The following is a 12,060-nucleotide window of genomic DNA, read 5'->3' on the forward strand; positions in this document are numbered from 1 at the left end:
AGTGCGGCGGCGTTGTTTGCCGGGTCGGGGGTGGCGCTGGCGGACACCGCGGATGCGCCCTCGGCCGGTGCGCCCGCCGATACGCCGTCGGCGGGTCCGGCGCGCGCACAGCGCTCGGGGGCGGCCAGGGCCGACCGGGCCCGGGCGCGCAGCACCGCGGCGGCGCCGCAACCGGCGGCCGCGAGATCGCCGGAGCGGCGCGGGCCCTCGGCACCGCAGCGCGCCGCGGTCGCCCGGGCGGCGGTGAGCGCCGGGCAGGGCGCGGCCGACGGCATCACGGTGGCCCCGTCGGTGAGGTTCGAAGACGGGGTCGTGCTGGGCGCGCTGAACGCGACCAGCGGCCGGTTCGGCAACACCTCATGCTCGGCCACGCAGAAAGCTCGTGCCTGACCTACGAGTACACCAGCACCGATCGCGACGTCCGCGAGGAGGACATCGGCAAACTGACGTTCGCAGAAGCCGGCTCTGACGCCACCCCGCAGGACTTTTCGGTGCTGCCGTATTTGACCTGGGATCTGGACACCGGCGCGGGAAAGAACACCCAGACCTTCAACGTGCGGGTCACCGAGGTGACCGACTTCGACGCGTTCCTAACAGGGTTGCCGTTGATCGGGTTGGTGGCCGGGTCGGTGATCGGCCTGCTGCAGCAGACCCCGCTGGTCGGTTCATTGTTGGCGCCGATCATCGGGTCGTCGGTGGTGGCCGAGATCCCGGTCGACGTGGCCACCCTGGCCCCAGGCACGACCCCGGTGGCGTTCACCTACAAGGTGACCTCGTTCGACGGGGTGGAGATCAGCACGAACTTCTTCCCGGCCGCCGAGATCCAGGCCGGTACGACCGCGCCGCTGGTGCTCAACGGACCCGGGCTGCCGCTGCCAGGCGCCACCGATCCGTACCCCAAGCCGCTGACCCCGGGCTCACCGTCGTTCGTGCCGCCGCTGGACGTGCTGCGCGGATCCGGCTACAGCGTGATTACCTGGGACCCGCGCGGCGAGCACGCCTCCGGCGGCATCTTCGAACTGGACAACCCGTTCTACGAAGGCCGCGACGCCTCGGCGATCATCTCCTGGGCCGCAAACAACCCGTTGGTCGAACTCAACGATCCGGGTGATCCGGCGGTGGGTATGGTAGGCGGTTCCTACGGCGGAGCGATCCAGTGGGTCACCGCCGCGACCGATCCGCGGGTCGATGCGATTGTGCCAAGCATCTCTTGGAACGCGCTGAACTCCTCGCTGTATCCGACCGACGTGGTCAAGTCGGCATGGCTGACGACGCTGCTGCTCGGGCTGGTCGCCACTGGTGCGCGGATCAACGACCAGATCTATTCCGCCGCGCTGACCGGGTTGCTGGTCGGCTCCATCACCGAGACCGCTCAGGCGGTGCTGGGCAGCAGCGGCTCGACGACGCTGCTCAACCAGCTCAAGGCCCCCGCACTGATCGTTCAGAGCAGCGTCGACGCACTGTTCCCGCTCGCACAGGCGATCGCCAACGCCGAGCGGATCCTGGCCAACCCGTTCGGAACCGAGGTCAAGATGGCCTGGTTCTGCGGCCTGCACGGCGTCTGCCGCACCCCGGTCAACCCGGCCCAGGCGGCGCGGCTGTACGCCGACACCATCGCCTGGCTGGACACCTACGTCGCCGAAACCGATGACCGGGCCGCCGACATTCCGAGATTCCAGTGGTACGACCAGAACGGCGAGTACTACGCCTCCGATCTGCTGCCGTTCCAGCCCGGGTTCAACCTGCCCGACCCCTACTCCGCCACCGGTGACGGCGGGGTGCTGCCGATCATCCCGGTGATCGGCGGCTCCGGGCCGCTGCAGGGTCCCGACACCCTGCCCGCGGAGATGCGGACCTTCCCCGACAACGGGACCTTCCCCACCCCGGCCGCCAACGCGGTCAACGTCGCCGTCACCCCGCCGGTGGGCAGCGAGATCGCGGGGGCCCCGCAGCTCAGCTTCGACTACCAGGGCATCGGCAACGGCAAGGCGGTGTTCGCGCAGCTGATCGACAACACCACCGGGCTGGTGGTGGGCAACATGGTCTCGGCGATCCCGGTGACTCTGAACGGGCAGGCCAACAGCGTCAGCATCGCACTGCAGGACATCGCCTACACGGTGGGCGCCGGGGATTCGCTGACCCTGCAGATCGTCGGCTACGCCTCGCTGTACGCCAACTCCTCGATCGGGGCGATCACCATCTCCAACGTCCAGCTCGACCTGCCGCTGCGTGATCGCAGCGCGGCGTCGTAGTCGGCCCGCGGCAGCGATCCGCCCGTTTTGCTGAAACGCCGACACCGGGGCCGTTACGCTCCGTGCAGGGGCAGACGGGATCACGTGGAGGGACTCTTGACCATGGGCGCTTCTCAGTACATCGGCCGTATCGGGGGGCTCGCGGCAGCCCTGGGCCTGGGCGCTGCGGCGCTGGTCATCGGCTGCGGTGTCGCGGCGGCGGACACCCCCGGCGACGCGTCGGCCGATTCGCTGGGATCGGCCGGCAGTCACGCGCAGGCCGCCCCGGCACGGCGCGCCAAGGACTCGGCAACCCGGGCCCGCAAGGCGGCGCCGGCGGCGTCGTCGGCGACGAGTGCCGCAGCGAAGCCCGCCGGGCGCGAGGTGGTGCGATCCCGTGCGGCGGCGGCCGATCCGCGCGATCCGGCGCCGGTTCCCGAGGCGGCCGCTGCGGTGGCGCCGTCCGCGTCGCCGCGGGCCGCACAGGCGATCCCCCCGATCCCGACCATCACCCCGAGCGTCTGCTCCGCGACGAGCCAAGCGTGCGCCTGGGTCCTGGGCGCCAGCGGCGTGCCGATTCCCAATCAGGAAGAGACCAATGTCGCGATGGCCTGGTATCTGCAGCCCAACAGTCCGGGCGCGAACTTCACCACCCAGGTGGTCCAAACCGCCGAGGGCGCCTACCCGATCACCGCGATCAAGAACCTGCCCATCGATCCCTCCACGCAGGTGGGCCTCACCGAGGTCCGGGAGAGCCTCGAGGAAACCTTTTCGGTGCTGCCGCCGGGCACCCCGTTCAGTTTCTTCGGCTACTCGCAGAGCTCGATCATCAGCTCGCTGCTGCAGATCTATCAGCAGAACGGCGGCTGTGCGACGTCGAGCCCGGCGTGCCCACCGCCGGCACCGCCCAAGGCGGGTGACTGGCCGATCGAGGGACTCGACCCCGACCAGTTCACGTTCGTGACGGTGGGCCAGGAGATGAACCCCAACGGGGGTTGGTACTCGCGGTTCGCCGATTTCACCGCGCCCGCCCCCGGCCTGGTGCTCTACGGCGCCACACCGGAGGAACCGTGGGCCGGCCGCACCATCAACTACGCCCTCGAGTACGACGGGTTCGCCGATTTCCCGCGTTATCCGCTGAACTTCCTGTCCTCGCTGAACGCGGCGCTGGGCATCCTCCTGGTGCACACGCAGTACCTCGGTGCTGTGGCGTCGACGTCCTTCCCGCCGCCGCTGTATCCGGACGGCTACTTCCCGGCCGTCTACGGCGCGATCGATCCGCTGCTGGCCGCCCAGGGTCCCGCGGTGGCCTGCCAGGACCCGTCGTCGATCTGCAAGCGGCTGCCGACGACCCCGGGCACCGAGGCCCGGCAGGAGTACTACTTCATTCCGACCCCGGATCTGCCGCTGTTGACTCCGCTGCGCTTCTTGCCGATCTTCGGCGGGCCGCTGGCGGACCTGATCCAGCCCGCGCTGAAGGTGATCGTGGACCTGGGCTACGCGGATTGGGCGCACGGGTTCGGCACCGAGGCCGACCAACCGCCGGCCAACGTGCTCCTCGAATTTGGGGTGTTTCCACAGGTGAACCCGATGGAGGTCGTGGGCAAGCTGATCGCCGGAGTCCAGCAGGGCATCACCGACTTCGTCGCTGCCTGGCTGCCCGGCGGCTCGGTGTGGCGCGAGGTCGCCGCGATCGGGACCGCGATCGGCAACACGGTGTCCAGCGTGGTGACGGGGGTGTCATCGACGCTCACCCAGATCCTCACCCAACCCGCCAACCCGCCCACGCTGAACGAGGTCTTCGACACCGTGCAGGAGGTGATCTCTGAGGTCATCGGCCGGATCGCGCTGGCCGCCTCGGCGCTGTACACCACCCTGCTGCCGCTGGCCGACTTCACCAACGCCCTGCTGATCTCACTTCCGCTTTATGCGCTCAACCTCTTCATCGACGGTGTCCAGCAGGCGCTCAGCGGTGATCTGATCAACGGAATCATCAACGCGGTTGGCAGGCCGATCGCGGCCACCTCCGGCCTCGCGGCCGTGGTCCTGGTCTTCCAGCTGGCGGTGTTCCTGCAGGGCTTCGCGGCGGCGGTGACCGGCTGCGGCGGCGCGGCGCCGGTGACCGGGTTCTGCATTATCTCCAGTAGTTGAGTCCGCGGGGCCGAACCGCTCAGCGGCGCGGCCGGTTGACGTAGCGGCTTGAGATAGCCAGCACCAGGCCCGCGATCGCGATTAGCGGACCCAGCACCGACCAGGTCGTGGTGTTGCTCATCGGGCTGCCCTGCACCGCCCCGAATCCCTGCAGGGTGAACAGTCCACCGGCCAGCGCCAGCACGATCCCGACCGTCAGCAGGGCCTTGTTCACACGCGCCACGCTACCGCCCGCAGCGGCGGTCGGCGATCATGGGCGACATGAATTCTCTTTGCCCCCGGATCATCGCTGCGCTCCGGTCGACCCCACCGCCGCTGCGGCGCGCCAGCCTCAGATCCCCGGGCGCAGGATCGGTGCCAGCGCGCTGAGCGGAATGCGGGGCGCTACGACGCCGCCGTTCATCGACCACTGCAGCGCCGTCGGGCTGAAGTCGACGGGGCTGTCCCGGCCGACGGGGTAGTCGGGCAGATAGAGGATCAGCTCCCCGGCGTTGAGCGCCCACGCCCGATAGCCGCCGGAATACACCTTGTCCGGAGTCCAGCGGTCGGGCACGAAGGGATAGGTGTTGGGCGGGTGCGGGGGAGGTGCGGCGTCCAGCGCGGCCTGGATGAACGGCGCGGCCAGCGGCGGAATCGCGGTCAGCGGGGTGCCGGGGTTGAGCAGGTCGGCCAGCTGCACCTGGCGCCCGGCGGCCAGGTCGAAGGTGAACGTGCGGTAGGCGTCGTTGATCGCCGTGCCGTCGGCGTGGTAGTCCTCGTGGAACACCAGCGAGCGCAGGCTGCCGTGGGAGAAGACCTCGAGGTTGGCGTTGCCCCAGCTGTCGGCGGCCATGCCCTGCCCGAGGGTGCGCCAGTTGGTCATCAACGTGGCGAGGTAGTCGCTGAGCACCCCGCCCATCAGCGGGTCGTCGATCTCGGCCGGGACGGCGATGGCGATCTGGCGGACCGCTTTGCGGTCGGAGACCACCGCCGCGCTGCAGTAGCGGCCGTCCCACTGGCCGCCGATCCGGTCGCAGAATCCGACGGCTGATGCCGACGCGGTCGGCGCGTTCGGGGTCGGCAACACCGCCGCCGCGGCGGCGATCGCGACCGCAACGCGTGCGATGCTGCGCGCCGGCCCGGGTGTTTTGCGTGTCATGCGTGTCATGCGCTCAGGGGAGCTCGACTTTGCTTGCTCGCCAGCGCCCGTCGACCTTCTGCAGCGTCATCTTCATCCGGCTGCGGTCGATGCGGGGATCGGGAAGCTTGGTGTTGGACACCGACTGGTCGACGAAGAGCAGCACCACCGCCCGGTCCTTGGAGATCGACTGCACCGCCGAATCGATGACCACGCCGTGGGCGGTCGCCTTGTTGTCGATCAGCAGCTGACGCAGCTCCCCGCTGGAGGCGGAGTACATGTCCTTGAACTCCCCGGTCGCCCCGTCGAGCACCTCGCGGAAGTTCTCGTCGACGTTGTCGGAGTCGATGCTGGTGAGCACCTGGGCGTAGTCGACGGCGGTGCGCTGGGCCTCCTGGGCGGCGCGGGTGAGCTGGTGCTCGCTGACGACCTGCCACCCCAGCGCGCCCAGCACGGCAAGCAGCCCCGCGGCGGCGCCCGCGGCGAGCAGGCGCCGGACCCGGCCGGGGTGCGGGGGTGCCTGCTGTTCGGGCAGGCCGGCGTCCGGGGCGTCGTCGACTGTGTCGGGGGTGTCGTCGGCCGTGTCGTCAGTCGGGGCGGCCGGGGATTCAGCCGGGGATTCTCCGTCAGTCATGACTGGCATCTTCGCTCATCGCTCCTCGTCGCGGTCACTTAGCTGGGTGGTTCGATCGGCAGCGTCGGACCGCCGTAGGGGGTCGGGATGGAGAACTTCCCCTCCGGTGTCGGGTCGGTCTGGCGGCCCAGATCCGCCCCGGGCGGCGGTCCGGCGGTGTCGTCGCCGGCCGGGCGCGGCGCGTTCTTGGCACCCCGGATCAGCACCGCGGGGTCGTCGTCGCGGCAGTAGGTGTAGAGGAACGGCTCGGGGTAGTCCGCCGCCGACGGCGGCAGCCGCGGAGTGCCGTAGTCGCACGAGTAGCGCGGATAGATGTCGGCGGTGACCCAGAAGCCGTTGTCGTGGATGATGCCGCTCAGCGAATCGAGCACCGAGCCGCGGTAGTCCGGGAAGAGCGCGTTGATCGCGGGCACCCGCAGATAGAGAAGCTCGGTGGTGGTCGTCAGGTCCCCGAGGATCTGCACCATGGTGTCGGAGTTGTCGGTGAACAGGTTGTCGACCGCACCCAGCGTCCGCGGGGTCTGCTCGGTCAGCGTGCGGAAGCCGCCGGTCATCCGCTCCACCCCGGCGAACACCTTGTCGAGGTTGGCCGCCGCGACGTTGATGCCCTGATTCTTGTCGGCGACCAGCGCCAGGGTGATGCGGCTGGTGTTGAGCAGGCTGGTGGTCTGCGGCAGGACGCCGTCGAGCGCGGAGAGCAGGAAGGTGCCGCCCTCGACGATGTCGCTGAGCTTCTGCGGGCCCTCCGCGCTGATGCTCAGCTCGCGCTTGATCAGCTCCAGCTTCTCGGTGTCCACCTGCTTGAGCATTCCGTCGGAGTGGGCGAGCAGCTCGGCGAGGGTGACCGGCACCTCGGTGCGGCCCAGGGCGAAGGTGCCGCCCTCGGCGAGGAAGGGCGCCCGGCCGTCGCCGCCGTCGAAGTCCAGGTACTGCTCGCCGGCCGCGGACAGTCCGCTCACCCGCGCCGAGCTGGAGGCCGACAGCCGGACCGAGGAGTCCAGCCGGACCTGCGCGGTGACCCCGGCCGGGACGATGGACAGTTTTTCCACCTTGCCGATCGGCACGCCGCGCAGCGTGACGTCCTGGTTGGGCAGCAGCCCGCCGGAGGCCGGCAGTTCGACGGTGACCCGGTAGACCGACTCCAGCGGATTCCATCGCAGCGACCCCAGCAGCAGGTAGGCGACGCCGACCACCAGGGTCAGCGCCAGCGCCGCGCCGGAGAGCAGGGTCTTGTGGCGGTGGCTGGTGCGGACCGCGCCGACCAGTGCGTTGGCCAGGGCGGCGATCACGATCCCGGACCTCCCGGCGGGGGGCCGGGCACCTGCCACTCGCCCGGTGCGGTGGGGCTGGGGATCACCGGCACCTGGGGCACGGCCGGCCCGCGCCCGACGACGCGCTCCTGCAGGCGCAGCAGCGTGTACTTGAACGAGCCGATCAGCTGGTTGAAGGTCGACCATTTCGGGCCGTGGAAGCCGGGGTCGCCGGGGAAGCCGATGTCGGGGATGTGCCCGAGGATGAGCCGGTCGATCGTTCCGCGCAGCGACAGCGAGTTGCTCGCCGAGGCCTTGATGATCGGCGGCATGACCCGGTTGACCCCGGCCAGACTCGCCGACGGATCGAGCACGACGTCGTTGAGCGCGCCGGCGATGGTGTCGAGATCGGCGATCACGCTGCGTCCGCTGGTGTCGGTGCCGGCGATGGAGGGGAACCGGCCGACCAGCTCGCCGGTCGCGCCCGCCGCGACGATGAGGTCGGCGATCTGGGTGGTGTGCTGGGCGAGGGTGTCGGTGGCCGGCGCGGCCGCGGCCATCAACTCGGCGATCTCCTGGCTCTTGCCGTCGATGCGCGAGGACAGCCCCGACAGCGCGGTCAGCGAGTCCGCGAGCTGCCCGCTGCGTGCGTTCATGGTGTCGAGCAACTCGGTGGTGTGATCGACCAGCTGGCGGAAGTTCCTCCCGCCGTCCTCGCCGGCCGCCTTGCCGGCCCCGTTGATGATGTCGGTCAGGTTCTGCACCGCCCCGCCGTTGACCAGGATCGCCGCGCCGGTCAGCAGGTTCTCCACGGTGGCCGCCGCCGCGGTGTCCTTGATGCCGATGGTGTCGCCGTCGGAGAGCAGCGGCGCGTTGGCGGGCGCGTCTGGCGGCGGTTTGACCGCGACGAAGACGTCGCCGAGCGGGGTCGCCGAACGGAGTTCGACGGTGGTGCCCTCGGGCAGCCGCACCCCGTCTCGGATGCGCAGGGTGGCCACCGCGGTGTAGTCGCGCGCCTCGAGGGTCTCCAGCTGGCCCACGTCCGCCCCGGCCAGGCGCACCGTGGCGAAGGCCGGCAAGTTGAGCGCGTTGGCGAACACCGCGGTCAGCCGGTAGCCGCCCCGGCCCTCCCCGGGGTGCGGCAGCGGGAGGCTGGCCAGGCCGCCGGTGGCGCATCCGGCGGTCGCCAGCGGCAGCGCCACGGCGAGCGTGACGCACAGGGCGCGGTATCGGGTCGTCATTTCTGGCCCATCGCGGCGAGACCGTCGAGGATGTAGGAGAGCCCGAAGTCGGGACCGAAGTCCTGCAAAGTGCCGGTGCTGCAACCTAATTGGCGCAGATGCATGAGGTTGCACACCTCTTTGACGGACTGACTGTCGAAGAGCACCTTGTCGGTCAGCACCCGGACCCGCGCCGCGCCGTTCTCGCGGTCGATGGCGTTGTACAGGTTGTCCAGGGTCAGCGGCGCGATGTCGAGGACCTCGGCGAGGTCGCGCTGGTGGTCCAGGATGGCCCCCAGCGCGATGTCACCGTCGGCGACGAGGTCCCTGATGGTGTCGCGCTTGCTCTCCAGGACGTCGCCGAGCTCGGCGAGCACGGTGTTGAGTTGCTTTCCGGTGGTGCCGCTGCCCAGATCCTCGTCGGCGAGGATCTGCGTGAGGGCGCGGATGGTCGAGCCGAAGTCGCGCAGGGTGGTCTCGTTGGCCGCGGCGGCGTCCATCAGCGAACTGAGGTTGTCCACCACGGTGGTGAGCTGCTCGCGGGTCTGCGCGCCGCCGTCGGCGGAGAGCCGCAGTGCTGTGGAGAGCTCATCGAGTGCCGAGCGGATCCGCTCGCCGTTGCCGGAGGCCATCGCCGCGGCCGAATCCACCAGGGTGCGCACCGCGCCCTGGCCGTTGCCGTCGCCCTCCAGGGAGGTGGCGAGGCGGTCGACCATGTCGAGGGTCTTGGTGAACTCGACCGGGGTCTTGGTCCGGTCCAGGCCGATGGTGTCGCCGCTGCGCAGCGCCGGGCCGCCCCGGTAGGGCGGCGTCAGCTCGATGGACCGGTCGGAGAGGATCGAGGTCTGCAACGTGACGGCCTGCGCGTCGGCCGGGATCTTGACGTCCTTGTCGACGGTGAACTCGACTTCGACGTAGCCGGTCTTCGGGGTGACCCGGCGCACGCTGCCGACCTTCATGCCGAGCACGGCGACGTTGTTGGTGGGGTAGAGCCCGGCGGTGTTGTCGAACTGCGCGGTCAGGGTGATCGTGTCGCGTCGGTCACGCCATGCCGACCAGCCGTAGATTCCGGCGACCAGCGCGACCACGCCGGCCAGCACGGCCAGCATCACCAAGCCCCGGTAGCGCCTCACTTGCAATCCTTGAAGTACTCGATCATCTCGAATTGCGCGGCGCGACCGCTGATCGCGCACATCCAGGAGTCGATGACCAGTCCGTTGGTGAACGTGGTGTCCAGGGCGTTGCCGGTGCCGCTGGCGTTGGCCACACCACGCAACGCCAGCGGGGCGCTCTGCAGGATGTTGCGCAGCATGTCGTCGCGCTGGGCCAGCAGCCCGGAGAGCCACTTGACGTCGGTCAGCAGCGACTCCAGCTGGTCGCGGTCCTCGACGACGGTGTCATCGAGGAGGGTGACCAACTGGGTCAGCGACTGCAGCATCGCGTGAAAAGCCGCCCGGCGCAGGACGAATTCGCCCAGCAGCTGCTGGCCCTGCCGGACCATGCTGCCGATGCTGGACTGCTGGCGGCGCAACGTGGTGGTCACCAGATCCATGGTTGTGAGCATGCTGCCGAACTGCGCGCGCCGGTCGGCCATCACCGTGGAGAGTTTCTTGAGGTTGTCCATCGCCCGCGGAATCAGCGGGGGCATCGACTCGATCTGCCGGCCCAGCAGTTCGATGGCGCGGGCGAGGTCGTCGGTGTCTACCTCCCCGTAGGTGACGGCCACATCCTGCAGCGCCTGCTGCAGGTCGTAGGGGACCGCGGTGTGGTCGAGGTCGATGGTGTTGTCGGGCAGTGATCCGTCGCCGCCGGGATAGAGGGCTACGTAGCGCGACCCCAGGATCGTGGTGACCATGATGGTGGCCCGGGTGTCGGCGCCCAGTGCAACGTCGTTCTGCACCTTCATGTCGACGCGCACCCGGTCGCCGACGAGTTTCATGCCGGTGACCGTGCCCACCTGGATGCCCGCGACGGTCACCGGGTTCTTCGGCAGCAGGGCGGCGGCCTGGGTGAACTCCGCGGTGTAGCGGCGGTAGCCGGGTCCGACCCGGGTGATGATGACCAGGCCGGCCAGCACGGCGGTGATCACCGCCAGGGCGACCAGCCCGACGGCGGTCTTGTTCAGATCCTCCAGGGTGCGTTTGCGCGGCAGCCCGCGGTACTTGCGCTCGAGCTCAGCCATTGGCCATGTTCCGGCATCGCGGGCTGTGCTTGGCCTTGTTCCCGGGTGTGGCGGCGTCGACGATGATCGGCGTCACGTCGTTGAGGCCCGGGAAGAATGCCAGTGCGTTGAGGTCGCAGGCGTAGACGTTGAGGTAGGCGCCCTCGCTGGTGCTGCGGGCAACACCCTTGAGCAGCTTGGGCAGGTTCGCGGCGGTGAAGGCGAGCTGGGGTTCGATCGTGCCCAGGTGCTCGGTGAAACCCGGCTCGCGTTCGATCAGCGCCTGCAGTGACGGGTTGACCTCGGAGGTGACCGCGCCGAGTTGTTGGACGACCCGTGACAGCGAACCCATCGACGAGATCAGCTCCGGGCGGCGGGCGTTGAAGGTGTTGACCATCGCCCGGGTGTCTTTGAGCGTCGCGTCGAGGTTGTCGTTCTGGCGACCCAGCGTCGCGAACACCCGATCCAGGCCGGTGATCATGTCGCCGAGCAGCGCGTCGCGCCCGGCGAAGGTGTCGGTGAGCTTCCCGGTCTGGTCGACCAGGGTCGCCCACGCCGACGAGTCGCCCTGCAGCGACTGGATCGCGGCGAGAGAGATCTGATCGGCCGCCTTCGGGTCGATGGTGGCGAACAGCGGCTCGTAGCCGTTGAGCACCTTGCCCACGTCGAAGGAGGGGATCGTGCGCTCCACCGGGATGACGCTGCCCGCCGGTAGCGCGGTGGGCTCACCGGTCTTGCCCTTGCTCAGGTCCAGATACCGCTGGCCGACGATGTTCTGGTAGAGGATGGCGGCTTCGGTGTTGGCCAGCAGCTTCTGGTCGTTCTGCAACTCGAAGTCCACCCGGGCGCGGTTGCCGGCCAGCAGGTCGATCTTCATCACCCGCCCGACGCGCACCCCGGCCATCCGCACGTCGTCGCCGTCGCGCAGGCCGAACACGTCGGTGAACTCCGCGGCGTAGCGGGTGGTGGCACCGCTGACCTCGCGCTGCAGGGTCGAAAACACCAGCCAGGTCATCACCGAGGTGACGGTGAGGAAGGAGATCAGTCCGATCAGGACTTTGCGCAGTTTCATCTAGGTCGTGCCCCCGGCCGGGGTGACCGTCATGCCGCGCACCAGGGGGGCGAGCAGCAGCTGGGTGGCGGTGGTGGCGGGCTGCCCGGTGAGGAAGGACAGCTGGCGCAGTTCCTGTGCGCTGCCGACCGGGCCGACGTTGCCGCCGTGGGAGGCCGGCGCCATCTCCGGCAGGTAGCCCGGCGGGGGGGGCGCGACCGGGGCGATCGGCGCCGGGTTGGGGT

Annotated in this window: 11 protein-coding genes and 1 pseudogene; 2 read left to right on the forward strand and 10 right to left on the reverse strand. The window is 69.7% G+C overall.

The annotated features are described in order from the left end of the window. A partial coding sequence (locus ACKOB8_RS05220; RefSeq protein ID WP_526376159.1) for a hypothetical protein occupies window positions 1-371 on the reverse strand: 371 nt, incomplete at its 3' end. On the opposite strand from ACKOB8_RS05220, the gene ACKOB8_RS05225 reads away from it, so the two are divergent. Both ACKOB8_RS05225 and ACKOB8_RS05230 read left to right on the forward strand, forming a co-directional pair. Further along, window positions 360-2,252: a CocE/NonD family hydrolase gene (locus tag ACKOB8_RS05225; protein ID WP_526376160.1), complete on the forward strand. Its 1,893-nt coding sequence runs from the start codon at window positions 360-362 to the stop codon at window positions 2,250-2,252. The two genes, ACKOB8_RS05220 and ACKOB8_RS05225, sit on opposite strands and share 12 nt — an antisense overlap. Window positions 2,253-2,354: 102 nt before the next feature. Then, window positions 2,355-4,382, forward strand: coding sequence for a PE-PPE domain-containing protein (locus tag ACKOB8_RS05230; protein WP_526376161.1), 2,028 nt, complete (start codon window positions 2,355-2,357; stop codon window positions 4,380-4,382). A gap of 19 nt (window positions 4,383-4,401) precedes the next feature. On the opposite strand, the gene ACKOB8_RS05235 is transcribed toward ACKOB8_RS05230, so the two are convergent. The 9 genes and pseudogenes from ACKOB8_RS05235 to ACKOB8_RS05275 all read right to left on the reverse strand — a co-directional run. Beyond that, complete coding sequence (locus ACKOB8_RS05235) at window positions 4,402-4,596, reverse strand: hypothetical protein (protein ID WP_526376162.1); 195 nt, start codon at window positions 4,594-4,596, stop codon at window positions 4,402-4,404. A 117-nt stretch (window positions 4,597-4,713) separates the two neighbouring features. Then, complete coding sequence (locus ACKOB8_RS05240; protein ID WP_526376168.1) at window positions 4,714-5,520, reverse strand: DUF3298 domain-containing protein; 807 nt, start codon at window positions 5,518-5,520, stop codon at window positions 4,714-4,716. Between the two features lie 13 nt (window positions 5,521-5,533). Further along, complete coding sequence (locus ACKOB8_RS05245) at window positions 5,534-6,142, reverse strand: Rv1363c family protein (RefSeq protein ID WP_526376163.1); 609 nt, start codon at window positions 6,140-6,142, stop codon at window positions 5,534-5,536. Between the two features lie 29 nt (window positions 6,143-6,171). After that, complete coding sequence (locus tag ACKOB8_RS05250) at window positions 6,172-7,422, reverse strand: MlaD family protein (protein ID WP_526376164.1); 1,251 nt, start codon at window positions 7,420-7,422, stop codon at window positions 6,172-6,174. Next, the gene (locus ACKOB8_RS05255) at window positions 7,419-8,624 is read right to left on the reverse strand and encodes an MlaD family protein (RefSeq protein WP_526376165.1); all 1,206 of its coding nucleotides are present in this window, start codon (window positions 8,622-8,624) and stop codon (window positions 7,419-7,421) included. The genes ACKOB8_RS05250 and ACKOB8_RS05255 overlap by 4 nt, the downstream gene beginning before the upstream one ends. Continuing rightward, on the reverse strand, window positions 8,621-9,712 hold the full coding sequence (locus tag ACKOB8_RS05260) for an MlaD family protein (RefSeq protein ID WP_526376169.1): 1,092 nt from the start codon (window positions 9,710-9,712) through the stop codon (window positions 8,621-8,623). The genes ACKOB8_RS05255 and ACKOB8_RS05260 overlap by 4 nt, the downstream gene beginning before the upstream one ends. A gap of 20 nt (window positions 9,713-9,732) precedes the next feature. After that, a complete protein-coding gene (locus ACKOB8_RS05265) occupies window positions 9,733-10,785 on the reverse strand; it encodes an MlaD family protein (RefSeq protein WP_526376166.1) in 1,053 nt (350 codons plus the stop codon). After that, window positions 10,778-11,836 carry an MCE family protein gene (locus ACKOB8_RS05270; RefSeq protein ID WP_526376167.1) on the reverse strand — a complete coding sequence of 353 codons (1,059 nt, stop codon included), beginning with the start codon at window positions 11,834-11,836 and terminating at the stop codon, window positions 10,778-10,780. Before ACKOB8_RS05270 ends, ACKOB8_RS05265 begins: the two co-directional genes overlap by 8 nt. Continuing rightward, window positions 11,837-12,060 (reverse strand): annotated as a pseudogene (locus ACKOB8_RS05275) (mammalian cell entry protein); the annotation flags it as partial.

The sequence above is a fragment of the Mycobacterium sp. genome, assembly GCF_046091765.1.
In the GTDB taxonomy this organism is placed as follows: Bacteria; Actinomycetota; Actinomycetes; order Mycobacteriales; family Mycobacteriaceae; genus Mycobacterium.

Excerpts from the sequence above, each read along its gene's own strand:
- ACKOB8_RS05225 (WP_526376160.1), top strand. The coding sequence starts at position 360 with ATGCTCGGCCACGCAGAAAGCTCGTGCCTGACCTACGAGTACACCAGC.
- ACKOB8_RS05230 (WP_526376161.1), top strand. The coding sequence starts at position 2,355 with ATGGGCGCTTCTCAGTACATCGGCCGTATCGGGGGGCTCGCGGCAGCC.
- ACKOB8_RS05240 (WP_526376168.1), bottom strand. The coding sequence starts at position 5,520 with ATGACACGCAAAACACCCGGGCCGGCGCGCAGCATCGCACGCGTTGCG.
- ACKOB8_RS05245 (WP_526376163.1), bottom strand. The coding sequence starts at position 6,142 with ATGCCAGTCATGACTGACGGAGAATCCCCGGCTGAATCCCCGGCCGCC.
- ACKOB8_RS05255 (WP_526376165.1), bottom strand. The coding sequence starts at position 8,624 with ATGACGACCCGATACCGCGCCCTGTGCGTCACGCTCGCCGTGGCGCTG.
- ACKOB8_RS05260 (WP_526376169.1), bottom strand. The coding sequence starts at position 9,712 with ATGCTGGCCGTGCTGGCCGGCGTGGTCGCGCTGGTCGCCGGAATCTAC.
- ACKOB8_RS05265 (WP_526376166.1), bottom strand. The coding sequence starts at position 10,785 with ATGGCTGAGCTCGAGCGCAAGTACCGCGGGCTGCCGCGCAAACGCACC.
- ACKOB8_RS05270 (WP_526376167.1), bottom strand. The coding sequence starts at position 11,836 with ATGAAACTGCGCAAAGTCCTGATCGGACTGATCTCCTTCCTCACCGTC.